This window comes from Micromonospora sp. NPDC047793 (assembly GCF_040642635.1).
Classification (GTDB): Bacteria; Actinomycetota; Actinomycetes; order Mycobacteriales; family Micromonosporaceae; genus Micromonospora.
The window spans coordinates 466,884-485,957 of sequence record NZ_JBEYSG010000001.1 but is presented as its reverse complement, the minus strand read 5'-3'; the positions used below and the strand labels follow the sequence as shown (position 1 = coordinate 485,957).

The window sequence follows — 19,074 nt, the reverse complement described above, 5'->3', positions numbered from 1 at the left end:
TCGTGACGGGGATTGTCAGAACTCGAGCCCGGCTTCGCGGGCGGCGTCGGCAAGCGCGGCGACCCGCCCCGCGTACCGGTTGCCACCGCGGTCGAAGACGACCTTGGAGACGCCGGCGGCCTTGGCCCGCTCGGCGAGCAGGGCACCGACCTTGCCGGCGAGGGCGCTCTTGTCGCCCTCGGTGCCGCGCACCGAGGCGTCCAGCGTCGAGGCCGACGCCAGGGTGTGCCCCTTGGTGTCGTCCACGATCTGGGCCACGATGTGCCGCAGCGAACGGGTGACCACCAGGCGCGGACGCTCGGCGGTGCCACTGACGTTCTTGCGGACGCGGAAGTGCCGACGCGCACGCCCGACGGCACGCTTGGCGGCGACGCCGCGGCGGCGCTTGAGCAGCGTGGCGCTCACTTCTTACCTGCCTTTCCAGCCTTGCGACGGATGACCTCGCCCTGGTACTTCACGCCCTTGCCCTTGTAGGGCTCCGGCGGGCGGATCTTCCGGATGTTGGCGGCGACCTCACCGACGAGCTGCTTGTCGATACCGGCCACGTGGAACAGCGTCGGCCGCTCCACCGTGAAGGTGATGCCCTCGGGCGCCTGCACCTGCACCGGGTGCGAGAACCCGAGCGCGAACTCCAGGTCCTTGCCCTTGGCGGTGACCCGGTAACCGGTACCGGCGATCTCCAGGCTCTTGCGGTAGCCCTCGGTGACCCCGACGATCATGTTGGCGACCAGGGTACGGCTCAGGCCGTGCAGTTCCTTGGCCTTGCGCTCGTCGTTCGGGCGGTTGACGCTCAACTGCCCGTCCTCGGCCCGCTCGATCGTGATCGGCGTGGCCAGGGTGTGCGACAGCTCGCCCTTGGGGCCCTTGACCTTGACGGTCTGGCCGTCGATCGTCACGTCGACGCCGGAGGGCACCGGGATCGACTTACGTCCAATTCGCGACATTTCTACCTGTCTCCCGTTACCAGACGAAGGCGAGGACTTCCCCGCCAACGCTCCGCTTGCGGGCCTGCCGGTCGGTGAGCAGCCCCTGGGACGTCGAAATGATCGCCACGCCCAGTCCACCGAGCACCCGCGGGAGCCCGTCCGACTTGGCGTACACCCGGAGACCGGGCTTGGAGACGCGCTTGATACCGGCCAGGCTCCGCTCCCGGTTCTGGCCGTACTTCAGCTCGACGACCAGTCGCTTGCCGACGGCACCCTCTTCGGGCTCCTCGACCGCCCAGGTGGCGATGTAACCCTCGGACTTGAGGACCTCGGCGATGTTCGCCTTGATCTTCGAGTAGGGCATCGTCACCCGGTCGTGGTACGCCTGGTTGGCGTTACGCAGACGCGTGAGCATGTCTGCGATGGGGTCGGTCATCGTCATGAAAACTCGTCAACCTTTCTCGCCGGGGTTCCCGCGACTCGCGCAGGCCTACGGCGAAGAGACAGTCCAGCTGATGCGCCGAAGCGCGCCGGGCTATTACCAGGAAGCCTTGGACACGCCGGGCAGCTCACCGCGGTGGGCCATCTCCCGGATGCACACCCGGCAGAGCCCGAACTTGCGGTAGACCGCCTTGGGACGCCCGCACCGCTGGCAGCGGGTGTAGGCGCGAACCGAGAACTTCGGCTTCGCGGCCGCCTTGAGGATCAGCGCCTTCTTGGCCATCTCAGTTCTCCTTGAACGGGAAGCCCAGGAACTTCAGCAGCGCCCGGCCCTCGTCGTCGGTCGTGGCGGTGGTCACCACCGTGATGTCCATGCCCCGCTGGCGATCGATCTTGTCCTGGTCGATCTCGTGGAACACCGACTGCTCGGTCAGACCGAACGTGTAGTTGCCGTGCCCGTCGAGCTTGCGCCCGTCAAGGCCGCGGAAGTCACGGATACGCGGCAGCGCGATGGAGAGCAGCCGGTCCAGGAACTCCCACATCCGGTCGCCGCGCAGGGTCACCTTCGCGCCGATCGGCATGCCCTCGCGGAGCTTGAACTGCGCGATGGACTTCGTCGCCCGCCGGACCTGCGGCTTCTGGCCGGTGATGGTGGCCAGGTCGCGGACCGCGCCGTCGATGAGCTTGGCGTCCCGAGCGGCCTCGCCGACGCCCATGTTCACGACGATCTTGACCAGCCGCGGCACCTGCATCGGGTTGCCGTACTCGTGCTGCTCGCGCAGCTGGGCCACGATCTCGTTGCGGTACCGCTCCTTGAGGCGCGGCATGGTCTTGGTTTCGGTAGCCGTGGTCATCACAGGTCCTTACCGGTGCTACGCGCGATGCGGACCTTCTGGCCGTTGTCGTCGATCCGGTAACCGACGCGGGTCGGCTTGCCGTCGGAGTCCACGACCATCACGTTCGAGACGTGGATCGGGGCCTCCTGGGTGACGATGCCACCGGTCTTGGCGCCACGCTGAGTGGTGCTGATGCGGGTGTGCTTCTTGACCCGGTTCACGCCCTCGACCAGGACCTTGTCCTGCCGCGGGTAGGCCGCGATGACCTTGCCCTTGGCACCCTTGTCCTTGCCGGCGATGACGACGACCGTGTCGCCCTTCTTGACCTTCACGGTCACAACACCTCCGGCGCGAGAGAAATGATCTTCATGAACCGCTTGTCCCGCAGCTCACGACCGACCGGGCCGAAGATACGGGTACCGCGCGGGTCCCCACCGTCCTTGATGATGACGGCGGCGTTCTCGTCGAAGCGGATGTACGACCCGTCCGGGCGCCGCCGCTCCTTGGCGGTACGGACGACGACAGCCTTGACCACGTCGCCCTTCTTGACACCGGCACCCGGGATCGCGTCCTTGACGGTCGCCACGATGACGTCGCCGATGCTCGCGTAGCGCCGACCGGAGCCACCGAGAACCCGGATGCACAGGATCTCCCGGGCACCCGTGTTGTCGGCGACGCGCAGTCGCGACTCCTGCTGAATCACGTCTATCTCCTATGTCTGCCGGTTCTCCGGCCGCCGGGGCGGCCGGAGCCTGGCGGAACCTGCGCCCGACCGATCTCGGCCGAGCTCGAGCCTTCGCTACTTGGCCTTCTCGAGGATCTCCACGAGCCGCCACCGCTTGGTGGCGGAGAGCGGCCGGGTCTCCATGATCAGGACGCGGTCGCCGATGCCGGCGGAGTTCTGCTCGTCGTGGACCTTCAGCTTGCTGGTACGGCGCATGATCTTGCCGTACAGCGCGTGCTTGACCCGGTCCTCGACCTCGACCACGACGGTCTTGTCCATCTTGTCGCTGACCACGAGGCCCTCACGGACCTTCCGGCGGCCACGCTGCTGGGTGGCGGTCGTGTTCTCGCTCATGAAGCAGTCACCTCAGTCGGCGCGGCCGAGAGCCCCAGCTCGCGCTCACGCATGATCGTGTAGATCCGGGCGATCTCCCGACGGATGACCTGCAGCCGCCGGTTGTTGTCCAGCTGACCGGTTGCGGCCTGCACGCGGAGGTTGAACAGCTCCGCCTTGGCCTCGCGCAGCTTCGTGACCAGCTCCTCCTCGGAGAGCTCACGCAGCTCGGAGGCCTTAACGCCCGCTGCCATCAGGATTCACCCACTTCGCGCGTAACAATGCGGCACTTCATCGGGAGCTTGTGGATCGCGCGACGCATCGCCTCTCGCGCGATCTGCTCGTTGGGGAAGGACATCTCGAAGAGGACCCGCCCCGGCTTGACGTTGGCGACCCACCACTCCGGCGAGCCCTTACCGGAACCCATCCGGGTTTCGGCCGGCTTCTTGGTGAGGGCCTGGTCCGGGAAGATGGTGATCCAGACCTTGCCGCCACGCTTGATGTGGCGGGTCATCGCGATACGCGCCGACTCGATCTGCCGGTTGGTCACGTACGCCGGCTCAAGAGCCTGGATCCCGAACTCGCCGAACACCACCCGGTTGCCGCCCTTGGACGCGCCGCTGCGGTCCGGGTGGTGCGGCTTGCGGAAGCCCTTCGGGGGCTTGCGCGGCATCAGCATCTGTCAGCCCTCCTGCTGCGTTTCTGCCGCGGCGGCGACGGCGGACGCGTCCACCGGCTCGCCACTCGGCGTCTCGGCCTGCTGCGCGACGGTCGTCGCGGCAGCGCGGCCGGCCTCGGTGCCACCGGAGGTCGTGCCGGACGAACCGGACCGACCACGACGCGGCCGCTCGGGGCGGTCACCGCGCTCCCGGCGCGGGCGCGACGGAGCCTCGGTCGGGGTCTCCCGACCCGGCACCGCGTCGCCCTTGTAGATCCAGACCTTCACGCCGATGCGGCCGAAGGTGGTACGGGCCTCGAAGAAGCCGTACTCGATGTTGGCCCGCAGCGTGTGCAGCGGAACCCGACCCTCGCGGTAGAACTCCGTGCGGCTCATCTCGGCGCCGCCGAGGCGACCCGAGACCTGCACCCGGATGCCCTTGCACATCGGGTTCTTCATCGCCGACTGCATCGCCTTGCGCATCGCGCGGCGGAAGCTGACCCGGCTGGAGAGCTGCTCGGCGACGCCCTGGGCGACCAGCTGCGCGTCCGACTCGGGGTTCTTCACCTCGATGATGTTGAGCTGCACCTGCTTGCCGGTGAGCTTCTCCAGCTCGCCGCGGATCCGGTCGGCCTCCGCACCCTTACGGCCGATGACGATGCCCGGCCGGGCGGTGTGGATGTCGACGCGGACCCGGTCGCGGGTGCGCTCGATGTCGACCTTGGAAATGCCGGCGCGCTCCAGGCCCTTGGACATCATGCGGCGGATCTTGACGTCCTCGCCGATGTAGTCCTTGTAGAGCTTGTCCGCGAACCAGCGGGACTTCCAGTCGGTCGAGATGCCGAGCCGGAACCCGTGCGGGTGAACCTTCTGACCCATTACTCGGCGCCCTCCGTGTTGCTCTGCGTCTCGGCCGGTTCGGTCTGCTTGGCCGGGGCCGTCTTCTTCGCCGACTTCTTCGGCGCGGCCGGCGCGACCGCCTCGACCGCCACGGTGATGTGGCAGGTGCGCTTGCGGATCCGGTACGCCCGGCCCTGAGCCCGAGGCTGGAACCGCTTCATCGTCGGGCCCTCGTCCACGAACGCCTCGCTGACGAGCAACGCGTCGGGGTCCAGCCGCTCGTTGTTCTCCGCGTTGGCGATCGCGCTCGCGAGCACCTTGTACACCTGCTCGCTCGCCGCCTGCGGCGCGAACTGCAGCACCGTGAGCGCCTCCTTCGCGGGCAGGCCGCGGACGAGGTTGACCACCCGGCGCGCCTTCATCGGCGAGATGCGCACGTGTCGCGCAATCGCCCGCGCGCCCGGAAGCACCGGAGCGTCGCCCTTTCCTGGCATCGCTGTAACCCCTTGATCCTCTATCCGTATGCCCGCGGCGTCAGCGCCGGCGGCTCTTCCGGTCGTCCTTCTCGTGACCCTTGAACGTACGGGTCAACGCGAACTCGCCGAGCTTGTGCCCGACCATCGCCTCGGTCACGAACACGGGGACGTGCTTACGTCCGTCGTGCACCGCGATCGTGTGCCCGAGCATGTCCGGGATGATCGTGGAGCGGCGCGACCAGGTCTTGATGACGTTCTTCGAGCCCTTCTCGTTCTGCGTCTCCACCTTCTTGAGCAGGTGGTCGTCGATGAACGGGCCCTTCTTCAGGCTGCGAGGCATGTCTTATCTCCCTCAGCCGCGCTTACGCGTGGCGTAGCGGCGGCGGACGATCAGCCGGTCACTCGGCTGGCCCTTACGACGGGTGCGGCCCTCGGGCTTACCCTGCGGGTTGACCGGGTGGCGACCACCGGAGGTCTTGCCCTCGCCACCACCGTGCGGGTGGTCGACCGGGTTCATGGCCACACCACGGACGGTCGGGCGCTTGCCCTTCCACCGCATCCGGCCGGCCTTGCCCCAGTTGATGTTTGACTGGTCGGCGTTGCCGATCTCGCCGACGCTGGCGCGGCAGCGCACGTCGACGCGGCGGATCTCACCCGACGGCATACGCAGGGTCGCGTACGCGCCCTCCCGGCCGAGCAGCTGGATGCCGACGCCGGCCGAGCGGGCCAGCTTGGCGCCGCCGCCCGGACGCAGCTCCACGTTGTGGATCGTGGTACCGACCGGGATGTTGCGCAGCGGCAGGTTGTTACCGGGCTTGATGTCCGCGCCCGGGCCCGACTCCACCGCGTCGCCCTGCTTGAGGTCCTTCGGCGCGAGGATGTAGCGCTTCTCGCCGTCGGCGTAGTGCAGCAGCGCGATCCGCGCGGTGCGGTTCGGGTCGTACTCGATGTGCGCGACCTTGGCCGGCACGCCGTCCTTGTCGACCCGCTTGAAGTCGATCAGCCGGTACTGCCGCTTGTGGCCGCCACCCTGGTGCCGGGCGGTGATCCGCCCGTGGGCGTTCCGGCCACCCTTCTTCGGCAGCGGGGCCAGCAGCGACTTCTCGGGCGTCGACCGGGTGATCTCAGCGAAGTCGGCGACGCTGGAGCCACGCCGGCCCGGCGTCGTCGGCTTGTACTTACGGATAGCCATTGTCTACACCCCTCAGCTGACCGGGCCGCCGAAGGCCTCGATGCGGTCTCCCTCAGCCAGCTTCACCATCGCCCGCTTGGTGTCCTTGCGCTTGCCGAACCCCGTACGGGTCCGCTTGCGCTTGCCCTCGCGGTTGAGCGTGTTGACCGTCAGGACGCGGACGTTGAAGATCTGCTCGATGGCGATCTTGATCGCGGTCTTGTTCGCGTCCGGGTGCACCAGGAAGGTGTACCAGTTCCGGTTCAGCTCGCTGTAGCTCTTCTCCGAGACGACCGGCGCCACGATGATGTCGCGCGGGTCGGCGATCGTGCTCACTTGCCGTCCTCCTCGGTGGTCTCGGCGGGAACGCCCAGGAACTCGTCCAGGGCCTCCTTGGTGAAGACCACGTCGTCGGCCACCAACACGTCGTACGTGTTGAGCTGGCCGGCCTCGATCAGGTGCACCCGCGGCTCGTTGCGCAGCGACACCCAGTTCAGCTCGTCGGTGCTGCTCAGCACGACCAGCACCCGACGGGCCTCGCTCAGCTTCGCGAGCGTGGCCAGCGCGGCCTTGGTCGACGGCTTCTCACCCGAGACGAACGCCTCGACGACGTGCACCTGCCCGGCGCGCGCCCGGTCCGAGAGGGCCCCACGCAGCGCGGCGGCCTTCATCTTCTTGGGGGTGCGCTGGCTGTAGTCACGCGGCACCGGGCCGTGCACCACGCCACCGCCGGCGAACTGCGGCGCGCGGATCGAGCCCTGCCGGGCCCGACCGGTGCCCTTCTGCTTGTACGGCTTCTTGCCGCCGCCGGCGACCTCGCCGCGGGTCTTGGTCTTGTGCGTGCCCTGCCGGGCCGCTGCCAGCTGCGCCACCACGACCTGGTGCATCAGCGGGACGTTGGCCTGGACGTCGAAGATGTCGGCGGGCAGCTCGACCGAGCCGCTCTTGGCGCCTTCGGTGTTCAGGACGTCAACGGTGGTCACTTGGCCACACCGCCCTTCTTCGCCTTGGTCTTGGCCGCGGTGCGGACCAGGACCAGCGCGCCCTTCGGGCCGGGGATGGCGCCGCGGACGAGCAGGAGGTTGTTCTCGGTGTCGACCGCCTGGACGGTCAGGTTCTGCACGGTGTAGCGCACGCCGCCCATGCGGCCGGCCATCCGGGTGCCCTTGAAGACGCGACCCGGGGTGGCGCAGGCCCCGATGGAGCCCGGGGAGCGGTGCTTGCGCTCGACACCGTGGCTGGCGCGCAGACCGTGGAAGCCGTGCCGCTTCATCGGGCCGGCGTAGCCCTTGCCCTTGGTCTTGCCGGTGACGTCGATCGAGACGCCGACCGGGAACTCCTCGACCGTGACCTCCTGGCCGAGCGAGTAGTCGCCGGCGTCGGCGGTGCGCAGCTCGACGATGTGCCGGCGCGGCGCCACGTCGGCCTTGGCGTAGTGCCCACGCAGCGGCTGCTTGGCCTTGCGCGGGTCGATCGTCCCGTACGCCAGCTGGACCGCGGAGTAGCCGTCCTTGTCGGCGTCACGAACCTGGGTGATGACGCAGGGGCCGGCCTGAACCACGGTCACCGGGACAACCTTGTTGTTGTCCCAGACCTGGGTCATGCCGAGCTTCGCGCCCAGGATCCCCTTAACTTGCCTGTCCATGTGTCCGGTCCCTACAGCTTGATCTCGATGTCGACGCCAGCCGGCAGGTCGAGGCGCATGAGCGAGTCGACCGTCTTCGGGGTCGGGTCGATGATGTCGATAAGCCGCTTGTGCGTACGCATCTCGAAGTGCTCGCGCGAGTCCTTGTACTTGTGCGGCGAGCGGATGACGCAGAAACGGTTGATCTCCGTGGGCAGCGGCACCGGGCCAGCGACCTGCGCCCCGGTACGCGTCACCGTCTCGACGATCTTCCGAGCCGAGGAGTCGACGACCTCGTGGTCATAGGCCTTGAGCCGGATGCGGATCTTCTGTCCCGCCATGGTGGCTTCTGTTCCTTCTCTCGATGCCGCTGTGTTGCGGGTACCCATACCGGCTGGTACGAGCCCTCTTCGCCCACCCCCGCGGTCGGGCGTGTCGCGCCCTGTGGCCAGGCTCCGCCCCGAGAATCCGGAGCGATCCTGACCGCGGTGGGTCCAGGCGCCGATCGCGCTACCGCGACCTGAACGCCGCGCGAGGGTGGTTGGCGGCCGGACCGCCAACCACCCCACGCCCGACTGTTCTGCCTACCCGGAGGTTCGGCGTGAGCCGAACACGGGCAGCGAACTGTCGTTACGCAACCTGACTAGTATGCCGCACGACCGGCGGCGGGTCTAATCGGGGTTACCCAGCTCACTTGATGATCTTGGTGACGCGACCCGCGCCGACCGTGCGGCCACCCTCCCGGATCGCGAACTTGAGGTTGTCCTCCATCGCGATGGGCTGGATCAGCTTCACGGTCATCGTGGTGTTGTCACCAGGCATGACCATCTCGGTGCCCTCGGGGAGGGTGACGACACCGGTGACGTCCGTGGTCCGGAAGTAGAACTGCGGACGGTAGTTCTGGAAGAACGGGGTGTGCCGGCCACCCTCCTCCTTGGAGAGGATGTAGACGGTCGCCTCGAACTCCGTGTGCGGGGTGGTGGTGCCCGGCTTGACGACCACCATGCCGCGCTCGACGTCCTCGCGCTTGGTGCCCCGGAGCAGCAGACCGACGTTCTCGCCTGCGCGGGCGTCGTCCAGGGTCTTCCGGAACATCTCGATCGCGGTGACCTTGGTCTTGAAGCCCTTCTCGCGGATGCCGACGACCTCGACGTCCTCGTTCGGGAGCAGCACGCCACGCTCGACGCGACCGGTGACCACGGTACCCCGACCGGTGATGGTGAAGACGTCCTCGACGGGCATGAGGAACGGCTTCTCGGTCTCGCGCTCCGGCTGCGGGATCGCGGTGTCGACCGCGCTCATCAGCTCGAGCAGCTTCTCGGTCCAGACCGGGTCGCCCTCGAGGGCCTTCAGCGCGGAGACCTGGACGACCGGCAGGTCGTCACCCGGGTACTCCTGAGCCGAGAGCAGCTCGCGGACCTCGAGCTCGACGAGCTCCAGGAGCTCCTCGTCGTCGACCATGTCGCTCTTGTTCAGCGCCACGACGATGTACGGCACGCCGACCTGGCGGGCCAGCAGCACGTGCTCGCGGGTCTGCGGCATCGGGCCGTCGGTCGCCGCGACCACCAGGATCGCGCCGTCCATCTGCGCGGCACCGGTGATCATGTTCTTGATGTAGTCGGCGTGACCGGGGCAGTCGACGTGCGCGTAGTGCCGCGCCTCGGTCTGGTACTCGACGTGTGCGATCGAGATCGTGATGCCGCGGGCCTTCTCCTCAGGCGCCTTGTCGATCTCGTCGAACGGCGTGTACGGGTTCAGGTCCGGGTACTGGTCGTGCAGGACCTTGGTGATGGCCGCCGTCAGCGTCGTCTTACCGTGGTCGATGTGACCAATGGTGCCGATGTTGACGTGCGGCTTAGTCCGCTCGAACTTCGCCTTCGCCACTGGTGTCCTCCTGTGGACTTCTTGGTTCGTTCGCCCCGGTGCGCCAGGTCGGCGCTTAGGACTCTGTCGACAGCCTTTCCGACCTGACGGCCGGAGAGCTTTGTGGGTTCTGCGGCGATGAAGCCTACAGGCCCGGAATTCACACAATCCGACCGAGGTGGTCGCAGTCGGGGAATCCTCCCGCGACCACCTCGGATCAGCTCAGGTGAGCGTCACTCACCCGTCGCCTTGGCGATGATCTCCTTGGCGACCGAGGACGGGACCTCGGCGTAGGAGTCGAACTGCATGCTGTAGCTAGCCCGGCCCTGGGTCTTCGACCGCAGGTCGCCGACGTAGCCGAACATCTCCGACAACGGCACCAGAGCACGGACGACGCGGGCGCCACTGCGCTCCTCCATCGCCTGAATGATGCCGCGGCGGGAGTTGAGGTCGCCGATGACGTCACCCATGTTCTCCTCGGGAGTGGTGACCTCAACAGCCATCATCGGCTCGAGCAGTGCGGGGTCGGCCTTGCGGGCCGCGTCCTTCATCACCATCGAGCCGGCGATCTTGAATGCCATTTCCGACGAGTCGACCTCGTGGTACTGGCCGTCCAGCAGGGTGAGCTTGATGCCCACCAGCGGGAAGCCGGCGAGGATGCCGTACTGCATGGCGTCCTGCGCACCCGCGTCCACCGACGGGATGAACTCCCGGGGGATGCGGCCACCGGTCACGCCGTTGGCGAACTCGTAGGTCGGCGCGTCGTTGCCCAGCGGCAGCGGCTCCAGGCTGACGATCACCCGAGCGTACTGGCCGGAGCCACCGGTCTGCTTCTTGTGGGTGTACTCGACCTTGTCCACCTTGCGGCGGATGGTCTCGCGGTACGCCACCTGCGGCTTACCGATGTTCGCCTCGACGTTGAACTCGCGGCGCATCCGGTCGACCAGGATGTCCAGGTGCAGCTCGCCCATGCCGGAGATGACCGTCTGACCGGTCTGGTCGTCCAGCTTGACGCGGAAGGTCGGGTCCTCCTCGGCCAGCCGCTGGATGGCGGTGCTGAGCTTCTCCTGGTCGGCCTTGGTCTTCGGCTCGATGGCGACCTCGATGACCGGCTCCGGGAAGGTCATCGACTCCAGGATGACCGGGTTCGCCGGGTCACACAGGGTGTCACCGGTGGTGGTCTGCTTGAGACCCTGCACCGCGATGATGTCGCCGGCCTGGGCAGAGCCGCGCTCTTCCCGCTTGTTGGCGTGCATCTGGTAGATCTTGCCGATCCGCTCCTTGCGGTCCTTGGTGGAGTTGACCACCTGGGAGCCGGACTCGAGCGTGCCGGAGTAGATGCGCACGTAGGTGAGCTTGCCGAGGTGCTTGTCCGTCTGGATCTTGAAGGCCAGACCGGAGAACGGCTCGGCCACCGCCGGCTTACGCAGCAGCGGGGTCTCACCGTCGGTGGCGGTGCCCTCGATCGCCGGGATGTCCAGCGGCGACGGCAGGTACGCGACGACCGCGTCCAGCATCGGCTGGATGCCCTTGTTCTTGAAGGCGGTGCCGGTGAGGACCGGGTTGGCCTTGCCGCCGATGGTGGCCCGACGGATGGCGGCCTTGATCTCCTCGACGGAGATCTCCTCGCCCTCCAGGTACTTCTCCATCACCGAGTCGTCGACGTCGGCGAGGGTCTCCATCAGCTTCTCGCGCCACTCGGCGGCAGAGTCGGCGAGGTCGGCCGGGATCTCCTCGACCGCGTAGTCCTCACCCTTCTGGGTCTCGCCACGCCAGGTGAGGGCCCGCATCTCGACCAGGTCGACCACGCCGATGAAGTCGCTCTCGGCGCCGATCGGGATCTGGAGCACCAGCGGAGTGGCGTTCAGCCGGTCGATCATCATCTGCACGCAGCGGAAGAAGTCCGCGCCGGTACGGTCCAGCTTGTTGACGAAACACATCCGGGGGACGTTGTACTTGTCCGCCTGACGCCAGACGTTCTCCGTCTGCGGCTCCACGCCGGCCACGCCGTCGTAGACCGCGACCGCACCGTCCAGGACACGCAGCGACCGCTCCACCTCGACCGTGAAGTCGACGTGGCCGGGCGTGTCGATGATCTGGATCGTGTGGCCCTTCCACTCGCACTTCGTGGCGGCGGAAGTGATGGTGATACCGCGCTCCTGCTCCTGCTCCATCCAGTCCATGACGGCAGCGCCCTCGTGGACCTCACCGATCTTGTACGTGATACCGGTGTAGAACAGGATTCGCTCGGTGGTAGTGGTCTTACCGGCATCGATGTGCGCCATGATGCCGATATTGCGTACGTTGGCGAGCGCGTCTGCGGCGGCCACTTCAATCCCTACTTATCGTCGTCTCGACACAACTGGTGGCGGTCCCGGCGCCGGATGGGCACCGGGACCAAGCTGTTACCAGCGGTAGTGCGCGAAGGCCTTGTTGGACTCCGCCATCTTGTGCGTGTCCTCGCGCCGCTTGACGGCGGCACCGAGGCCGTTGCTCGCGTCCAGCAGCTCGTTCATCAGCCGCTCGACCATGGTCTTCTCCCGGCGGGCCTTGGAGTAGGTCACCAGCCAGCGCAGGCCGAGGGTGGTCGCCCGGGCCGGACGGACCTCGACCGGCACCTGGTAGGTCGCGCCACCGACACGGCGGCTGCGGACCTCGAGAGTCGGCTTGACGTTGTCCATCGCGCGCTTGAGCGTGACGACCGGGTCGGTGCCGGACTTCTCCCGGCAGCCCTCCAGGGCTGCGTACACGATGCGCTCGGCGAGCTGGCGCTTGCCGCGCAGGAGGATCTTGTTCACCAGCTGGGTGACCAACGGCGAGTTGTACACCGGGTCAGCGACCAGCGGCTTCCGCGGAGCGGGTCCCTTACGCGGCATGTCAGCTCTTCTCCTTCTTGGCGCCGTAGCGGCTGCGCGCCTGCTTGCGGTTACGGACACCCTGGGTGTCCAGCGAACCGCGGACGATCTTGTAACGCACACCGGGGAGGTCCTTCACCCGGCCGCCACGGACGAGCACGATCGAGTGCTCCTGCAGGTTGTGACCCACGCCCGGGATGTAGGCGGTCACCTCGATCTGGCTGCTGAGCTTCACACGAGCGACCTTGCGCAGCGCGGAGTTCGGCTTCTTGGGAGTGGTGGTGTACACACGGGTGCACACGCCGCGCCGCTGAGGGGAACCCTTCAGCGCCGGGGTCTTGGTCTTGGTCGTCTTGGCCTGTCGGCCCTTGCGGACCAGCTGCTGGATCGTGGGCACCGGGTTTCTCCGCTCCCTTCGGCCGCTCACGCGGCCGCGCTCGCTCGGTCGGCCTGATGACCGACCCTCCTACATTCCGACCAGGTCCACCTCGCGGTGGTCCCGGCACCCGCGGTCGGGCGTGTCGCCCGAGCACGGTCCCGGTTCCGACGCTCACGCGGAGGTTCCGGGTTGTGTCACCGGCGCGCGGATCTCCGCCGCCGGGTCTTCTGGCTCAGTCGTGTCGCTGTTCGGATGCCGGTATCACCGGATCCCGCGCACGCACGAGTTGCCCGGGCAAGCCCGGGCGCAAGGGGAAAGAGTACCTACCACAGCCGTGCAGGTCAAAACGGATGACCCGCCGGACTTCTCACTGCTCGCCGGCCGGGCTCGTCACGCCTCACGCCTGTGATGGGCACCTACGGAGACAAGTGTACCGGCTCCGCCGGAAACCGGACCGGTAGCCCCTGGGCGGGACCGATCGGTATTCGGCGCTCGCCCGCTCGTCCCGACCCGACGTGGGCCGGATCTCAGGTCAGCGTCAGCAGCAGCGCCAGCCCCAGGCCCGACAGGCAGAGCAGGAGACCGGCACCGCCGCAGCTGATCCCGGCGATCGCCACGCCACGGCCGGTGAACCGGACCGCCGGCGGTGCGGCCGGGCGGCGGATCTGCCGGAGGCCGAGCAGGCCGGCCACCACGGCGCCGGCACCGGTCAGGCTGCCCAGCACGGCGAAGGCACCGGCGGCCCAGGCTCCCCCGCCCGTGCCTCCCCCGACCGCGCCGATGCAGATGGTCAGGAACGAGATCAGGATCGAGGTGATGCCGGCCACCAGCGAGCCGACCGCCAGCCCGGACGTGACCGGGGGTACGTCCAGGTGCACGGTCGCGAACGGGGTACCGGGCACCGGCTCCACCCGTTTGGGCGGCCGGGGACGCTCCTGCGGCGGTGGACCGGCCGCCGGCCCACCCCAGCCCGGCGGCGGGCCGGGAAACGGGGGCGGGCCGAACCCGGGGGCCCCGACCGGCGGCCTCGACTGCGGCGGAGCCGGCGGCGGGCCGAAGCCGGAGTGCCCGTACGGAGGGCCGGGCGGCGGCCCGAACGGTGCGGGGCCGAACCCGGGCGTGGGACCACCCGAGGCCGGTCCGAACGGTGGCGGTCCGAACCCGGGCGAGGAACCGCCCGAAACCGGTCCGGGGTCGGCGCCGACAGCGGGCGAGCCGGCCGGGTCGGCGCCGGCAGTCGGCGGTCCGGGCGGACTCGCCGGCGACGAGTCGGGGGCGGCACCGTGAGCGGACGGTCCGGACGGCGGAGTCTGCGGCGGCGGGGCGTCGGTCGGCGCGTACCCGGACGGGGATGGCGGGACGGGGGGCTCCGGTGCGGGCCCGGGTCGTGGCTGCTCCCCCGGTGCCGCCCCGGCCGCGTCGTCCGAGTGCCCGGACGTGGGCTGGGCGGACTCGCCGCCCTCGGCGCGCGCCGGTTCGGTCACGGGATCTCCTCCTCATCGGCCGCGTCCACCGCCGTGCGACGGACACCGTCAGGCTACCGCCGCGAGTCAGCCCACCGTGCCCGGCGCGATGGCCACCTCGGGCCGGGTCAGTCGACGGTGGGAGCGAAGTCCTGCCCGTAGGGCGCCTCGGCGAGCCGGACCACACCGATCACCAGCAGCGCCACCACGCTCACCGCGACCAGCACCAACCCCGTCCAGGCCAGTCGTTCGCCGCGACGCAGCCAGGCCGCGCCGGTCAGGAAACCACCTGACGCGTACGCCTCCCGGCGCGCCTGCCGGGCCAGGTGCAGCGCGACCGTCGCAGGGACCACCCCGCCCAGCAGCAGGCCGGTCATCGCCCCCATCAGCCCGAGCGCGAACACCGCGCGAGCCTTGGTGGCCCGGACCGGATCGGGGTCGAGCGGATGACGTGGCGCCGACTCGGTCGGTGCCGGTCCGGGTGCGATCGTCATGAGCACATGATGCCTGCCCGGGCCGCGCCGCGCGCCGCAGCGGCGGGTACGGACACGAGGAGGCCCCCGGCAGATGCCGGGGGCCTCCCACGTCACACGGTCCTAGCGGTACGACCCGAAGTCGAAGTCGTCCAGCGGAACCGCCTGGCCACTGGCCGGCCCGAAACCGTAGTCGGTCTCCGGGTAGCCGGTCATCGAGTAGACCTTGGCCTTCGCCTCCTCGGTCGGCTCGACCCGGACGTTGCGGTACTTGCTGATGCCGGTACCGGCCGGGATGAGCTTACCGATGATCACGTTCTCCTTGAGACCGATCAGCGAGTCGCTGCGGGCGTGGATCGCCGCGTCGGTCAGCACCCGGGTGGTCTCCTGGAAGGAGGCCGCCGAGAGCCAGGAGTCGGTGGCCAGCGAGGCCTTGGTGATACCCATCAGCACCGGACGCCCGGCGGCGGGCTCGCCGCCCTCGCCGACGAGTCGGCGGTTCTCCGACTCGAACAGCGCCCGGTCGACCAGCACACCCGGCAGGAACTCGGTCGAGCCGGAGTCGATGACCGTCACCCGCTTGAGCATCTGGCGGATGATGATCTCGATGTGCTTGTCGTGGATGAGCACACCCTGCGAGCGGTAGACCTCCTGGACCTCCTGGGTCAGGTGGACCTGGACCGCGCGCGGGCCGAGGATACGGAGCAGCTCGTGGGGGTCGATGGTGCCCTCGGTGAGCTTCTCGCCGACCTCGACGTGGTCGCCGTCGTGCGCCCGCAGCCGGACCCGCTTCGAGATCTTGTCGTACACGATCTCGTCGCTGCCGTCGTCGGGGATCACGACGATCTTGCGCGACCGCTCGCCGTCCTCGATCCGGATCCGGCCGGGGGTGTCGGCGATCGGCGCCTTACCCTTCGGGATCCGGGCCTCGAAGATCTCCTGGACACGCGGCAGACCCTGGGTGATGTCCTCACCCGCGACACCACCGGTGTGGAAGGTCCGCATCGTCAGCTGCGTACCCGGCTCACCGATCGACTGGGCCGCGATGATGCCGACCGCCTCGCCGACGTCCACGATCTTGCCGGTCGGCAGCGAGCGGCCGTAGCACGCACCGCAGACGCCCAGCTTCGACTCGCAGGTGAGCACGCTGCGCACCCGGATGTGGTCGACCCCGGCGGCGACGATCTTGTCGACCAGGATCGAGTTGATGTCCGAGCCACGCTCGGCGACGACGGTGCCGTCCGGCCCCTTGATGTCGTCGGCGAGGGTACGGGCGTGCACGCTCGTCTCGGCGTGCTCGTGCACCACCAGCCGGCCGTCGAGCTGCTGACCCACCTGCATCGGGATGGCCCGATCGGTGCCGCAGTCCTCCTCGCGGATGATGACGTCCTGCGAGACGTCCACCAGACGCCGGGTCAGGTAACCCGAGTCGGCGGTACGCAGGGCGGTGTCCGCGAGACCCTTACGGGCACCGTGCGTGGAGATGAAGTACTCCAGCACGGACAGACCCTCCCGGTAGCTGGCCTTGATCGGCCGCGGGATGATCTCGCCCTTCGGGTTGGCCACCAGACCACGGATCGCCGCGATCTGCCGGAGCTGGAGCAGGTTACCGCGAGCACCCGAGTTGATCATCTTCCACAGCGGGTTCTCCTGCGGCAGCGCGGTGTCCATCTCCTTGGCGACCTCGTTGGTCGCCTTGGTCCAGATCTCGATGAGCTCGCCGCGACGCTCCTCGGCGGTCATCAGACCACGCTGGTACTGCTTGTCGATCCGGTCGGCTTCCTTCTCGTACCGCTCCAGGATCTCCCGCTTGCGCGGCGGAGCGATGACGTCCTCCATGCCGATGGTCACGCCGGACCAGGTGGCCCAGTGGAAACCGGCCTCCTTGAGCCCGTCCAGGGTGGCCGCCAGGGCCACCTTGGGGAACCGCTCGGCGAGGTCGTTGACGATCGCGGAGAGCTGACCCTTGCGGATCTCGTAGTTCACGAACCGGTAGCCCTGCGGCAGGGTCTCGTTGAACAGCACCCGGCCGAGCGTGGTCTCCACGGTCAGCGGCTCACCCTGGACCCAGCCCTCGGGCGCGGTCCACGGCTGCCCACCGACGCCGTTGTCCACCTCGACCACGTTCCGCAGCCGGATCTTGACCGGCGCCTGCAGGTGCAGCTCGCCGTTGTCGTACGCCATCCGCGCCTCGGCGTCCGAGCTGAACGCCCGTCCCTCCCCGCGCTCACCGGTGGTGAGGTGGGTCAGGTGGTAGAGCCCGATGACCATGTCCTGGGTGGGCATGGTGACCGGCTTGCCGTCGGCCGGCTTGAGGATGTTGTTCGACGACAGCATCAGGATTCGGGCCTCGGCCTGGGCCTCGGCGGAGAGCGGCACGTGCACCGCCATCTGGTCACCGTCGAAGTCCGCGTTGAACGCGGTGCAGACCAGCGGGTGGATCTGGATGGCCTTGCCCTCGACCAGCTGCGGCTCGAAGGCCTGGATGCCGAGTCGGTGCAGGGTGGGCGCCCGGTTGAGCAGCACCGGGTGCTCGCCGATGACCTCTTCCAGCACGTCCCACACGACCGGCCGCTGCCGCTCGACCATCCGCTTGGCGGACTTGATGTTCTGTGCGTGGTTCAGGTCGACCAGCCGCTTCATCACGAACGGCTTGAACAGCTCCAGCGCCATCTGCTTGGGCAGGCCGCACTGGTGCAGCTTGAGCTTCGGGCCGACCACGATGACCGAACGGCCGGAGTAGTCGACGCGCTTGCCCAGCAGGTTCTGACGGAACCGGCCCTGCTTGCCCTTGAGCATGTCGGACAGCGACTTCAGCGGGCGGTTACCCGGGCCGGTGACCGGCCGACCGCGGCGGCCGTTGTCGAACAGCGCGTCGACGGCCTCCTGCAGCATCCGCTTCTCGTTGTTGACGATGATCTCGGGCGCGCCGAGGTCGATCAGCCGCTTGAGCCGGTTGTTCCGGTTGATCACGCGGCGGTACAGGTCGTTCAGGTCGCTGGTCGCGAAGCGGCCACCGTCGAGCTGCACCATCGGACGCAGGTCCGGCGGGATCACCGGTACGCAGTCCAGCACCATGCCGAGCGGCGAGTTGCGGGTGTTCTGGAACGCCGCGACGACCTTGAGCCGCTTGAGCGCCCGGATCTTCCGCTGCCCCTTGCCGGTACGGATGGTCTCCCGGAGGTTCTCCGCCTCGGCGGCGAGGTCCATGTTCTGCACCAGGGCCTTGATCGCCTCGGCGCCCATGCCCCCGGTGAAGTACTCGCCGAACCGGTCACGCAGCTCGCGGTAGAGCAGCTCGTCGGTGACCAGCTGCTTCGAGTCGAGCTTGCGGAAGGTGTCCAGCACCTCGTCGAGGCGGTCGATCTCGCGCTGGGCCCGGTCGCGGATCTGGCGCATCTCGCGCTCTCCGCCCTCCTTGACCTTGCGCCGGACGTCCGCCTTCGCGCCCTCGGCCTCCAGCTCGGCCAGGTCGGCCTCGAGCTTGGCGGCCCGCTTCTCGATCTCCGAGTCGCGGCTGTTCTCGGACTGCCGCTTCTCGGCCAGGATCTCGTTCTCGATGGTCGAGAGGTCACGGTGACGCGCTTCGGCGTCAACGCTCGTCACGACGTACGAGGCGAAGTAAATGATCTTTTCGAGGTCCTTCGGGGCGAGGTCCAGCAGGTAACCCAGCCGGCTCGGCACGCCCTTGAAGTACCAGATGTGGGTCACCGGCGCGGCGAGCTCGATGTGGCCCATCCGCTCCCGGCGGACCTTGGAGCGGGTCACCTCGACGCCGCAGCGCTCACAGATGATGCCCTTGAACCGGACCCGCTTGTACTTGCCGCAGTAGCACTCCCAGTCCCGCTGAGGACCGAAGATCTTCTCGCAGAAGAGCCCGTCCTTCTCCGGCTTCAGGGTGCGGTAGTTGATCGTCTCGGGCTTCTTGACCTCGCCGTGCGACCACTGACGGATGTCGTCGGCGGTCGCCAGCCCAATTCGCAACTCGTCGAAAAAGTTGACGTCGAGCACG

Annotated in this window: 25 protein-coding genes; all 25 read right to left on the bottom strand. The window is 68.4% G+C overall.

Going from position 1 to position 19,074, the window contains the following annotated elements; all coding sequences use genetic code 11:
* Positions 1-15 precede the first annotated feature (15 nt).
* A complete protein-coding gene (gene rplR, locus ABZ738_RS02265) occupies positions 16-393 on the bottom strand; it encodes a 50S ribosomal protein L18 (RefSeq protein ID WP_176096016.1) in 378 nt (125 codons plus the stop codon).
* An 8-nt stretch (positions 394-401) separates the two neighbouring features.
* A complete protein-coding gene (gene rplF, locus ABZ738_RS02260) occupies positions 402-944 on the bottom strand; it encodes a 50S ribosomal protein L6 (protein ID WP_131052669.1) in 543 nt (180 codons plus the stop codon).
* A 16-nt stretch (positions 945-960) separates the two neighbouring features.
* The gene (rpsH, locus tag ABZ738_RS02255; RefSeq protein WP_093403619.1) at positions 961-1,368 is read right to left on the bottom strand and encodes a 30S ribosomal protein S8; all 408 of its coding nucleotides are present in this window, start codon (positions 1,366-1,368) and stop codon (positions 961-963) included.
* Between the two features lie 96 nt (positions 1,369-1,464).
* Positions 1,465-1,650 (bottom strand): type Z 30S ribosomal protein S14, encoded by a 186-nt coding sequence (locus ABZ738_RS02250; RefSeq protein WP_007073023.1) that lies wholly within the window; start codon positions 1,648-1,650, stop codon positions 1,465-1,467.
* A 1-nt stretch (position 1,651) separates the two neighbouring features.
* Positions 1,652-2,221 carry a 50S ribosomal protein L5 gene (gene rplE / locus ABZ738_RS02245; protein WP_131052670.1) on the bottom strand — a complete coding sequence of 190 codons (570 nt, stop codon included), beginning with the start codon at positions 2,219-2,221 and terminating at the stop codon, positions 1,652-1,654.
* Complete coding sequence (rplX, locus tag ABZ738_RS02240) at positions 2,221-2,541, bottom strand: 50S ribosomal protein L24 (RefSeq protein WP_018217055.1); 321 nt, start codon at positions 2,539-2,541, stop codon at positions 2,221-2,223. The genes rplE and rplX overlap by 1 nt, the downstream gene beginning before the upstream one ends.
* Entirely contained in the window at positions 2,538-2,906 is a 369-nt protein-coding gene (rplN, locus tag ABZ738_RS02235) for a 50S ribosomal protein L14 (protein ID WP_007465279.1), read from the bottom strand. The genes rplX and rplN overlap by 4 nt, the downstream gene beginning before the upstream one ends.
* A 96-nt stretch (positions 2,907-3,002) precedes the next feature.
* Positions 3,003-3,281, bottom strand: coding sequence for a 30S ribosomal protein S17 (gene rpsQ, locus ABZ738_RS02230; RefSeq protein ID WP_111215565.1), 279 nt, complete (start codon positions 3,279-3,281; stop codon positions 3,003-3,005).
* Positions 3,278-3,514, bottom strand: coding sequence for a 50S ribosomal protein L29 (gene rpmC / locus ABZ738_RS02225; RefSeq protein WP_007073028.1), 237 nt, complete (start codon positions 3,512-3,514; stop codon positions 3,278-3,280). Before rpmC ends, rpsQ begins: the two co-directional genes overlap by 4 nt.
* Positions 3,514-3,939 carry a 50S ribosomal protein L16 gene (gene rplP / locus ABZ738_RS02220; protein WP_007465292.1) on the bottom strand — a complete coding sequence of 142 codons (426 nt, stop codon included), beginning with the start codon at positions 3,937-3,939 and terminating at the stop codon, positions 3,514-3,516. The genes rpmC and rplP overlap by 1 nt, the downstream gene beginning before the upstream one ends.
* A 3-nt stretch (positions 3,940-3,942) precedes the next feature.
* Entirely contained in the window at positions 3,943-4,797 is an 855-nt protein-coding gene (gene rpsC / locus ABZ738_RS02215; RefSeq protein ID WP_131052671.1) for a 30S ribosomal protein S3, read from the bottom strand.
* Positions 4,797-5,252 carry a 50S ribosomal protein L22 gene (gene rplV / locus ABZ738_RS02210; RefSeq protein ID WP_131052672.1) on the bottom strand — a complete coding sequence of 152 codons (456 nt, stop codon included), beginning with the start codon at positions 5,250-5,252 and terminating at the stop codon, positions 4,797-4,799. The genes rpsC and rplV overlap by 1 nt, the downstream gene beginning before the upstream one ends.
* A 40-nt stretch (positions 5,253-5,292) precedes the next feature.
* On the bottom strand, positions 5,293-5,574 hold the full coding sequence (rpsS, locus tag ABZ738_RS02205) for a 30S ribosomal protein S19 (RefSeq protein ID WP_067359615.1): 282 nt from the start codon (positions 5,572-5,574) through the stop codon (positions 5,293-5,295).
* A 12-nt stretch (positions 5,575-5,586) separates the two neighbouring features.
* A complete protein-coding gene (gene rplB, locus ABZ738_RS02200) occupies positions 5,587-6,426 on the bottom strand; it encodes a 50S ribosomal protein L2 (protein ID WP_117226254.1) in 840 nt (279 codons plus the stop codon).
* Positions 6,427-6,438: 12 nt separating this feature from the next.
* Positions 6,439-6,741, bottom strand: coding sequence for a 50S ribosomal protein L23 (rplW, locus tag ABZ738_RS02195; RefSeq protein ID WP_093403611.1), 303 nt, complete (start codon positions 6,739-6,741; stop codon positions 6,439-6,441).
* Positions 6,738-7,388, bottom strand: coding sequence for a 50S ribosomal protein L4 (gene rplD, locus ABZ738_RS02190; protein ID WP_131052673.1), 651 nt, complete (start codon positions 7,386-7,388; stop codon positions 6,738-6,740). The genes rplW and rplD overlap by 4 nt, the downstream gene beginning before the upstream one ends.
* Positions 7,385-8,050 (bottom strand): 50S ribosomal protein L3, encoded by a 666-nt coding sequence (gene rplC, locus ABZ738_RS02185; RefSeq protein WP_131052674.1) that lies wholly within the window; start codon positions 8,048-8,050, stop codon positions 7,385-7,387. The genes rplD and rplC overlap by 4 nt, the downstream gene beginning before the upstream one ends.
* A gap of 11 nt (positions 8,051-8,061) precedes the next feature.
* Positions 8,062-8,370: a 30S ribosomal protein S10 gene (rpsJ, locus tag ABZ738_RS02180; protein WP_007073037.1), complete on the bottom strand. Its 309-nt coding sequence runs from the start codon at positions 8,368-8,370 to the stop codon at positions 8,062-8,064.
* Between the two features lie 349 nt (positions 8,371-8,719).
* Entirely contained in the window at positions 8,720-9,913 is a 1,194-nt protein-coding gene (gene tuf, locus ABZ738_RS02175) for an elongation factor Tu (RefSeq protein ID WP_131052675.1), read from the bottom strand.
* 212 nt (positions 9,914-10,125) lie between these two features.
* The gene (gene fusA / locus ABZ738_RS02170; protein ID WP_131052676.1) at positions 10,126-12,222 is read right to left on the bottom strand and encodes an elongation factor G; all 2,097 of its coding nucleotides are present in this window, start codon (positions 12,220-12,222) and stop codon (positions 10,126-10,128) included.
* Between the two features lie 75 nt (positions 12,223-12,297).
* Complete coding sequence (gene rpsG, locus ABZ738_RS02165) at positions 12,298-12,768, bottom strand: 30S ribosomal protein S7 (RefSeq protein ID WP_091079418.1); 471 nt, start codon at positions 12,766-12,768, stop codon at positions 12,298-12,300.
* A 1-nt stretch (position 12,769) separates the two neighbouring features.
* Entirely contained in the window at positions 12,770-13,144 is a 375-nt protein-coding gene (rpsL, locus tag ABZ738_RS02160; RefSeq protein ID WP_007465318.1) for a 30S ribosomal protein S12, read from the bottom strand.
* Positions 13,145-13,653: 509 nt separating this feature from the next.
* Positions 13,654-14,028, bottom strand: a complete 375-nt coding sequence (locus ABZ738_RS02155; RefSeq protein ID WP_131052677.1) for a hypothetical protein — start codon at positions 14,026-14,028, stop codon at positions 13,654-13,656.
* 689 nt (positions 14,029-14,717) lie between these two features.
* Positions 14,718-15,083, bottom strand: a complete 366-nt coding sequence (locus ABZ738_RS02150) for a hypothetical protein (protein WP_131054313.1) — start codon at positions 15,081-15,083, stop codon at positions 14,718-14,720.
* Positions 15,084-15,185: 102 nt separating this feature from the next.
* Positions 15,186-19,073 (bottom strand): DNA-directed RNA polymerase subunit beta', encoded by a 3,888-nt coding sequence (locus tag ABZ738_RS02145; protein WP_131054314.1) that lies wholly within the window; start codon positions 19,071-19,073, stop codon positions 15,186-15,188.
* Position 19,074: the final 1 nt, after the last annotated feature.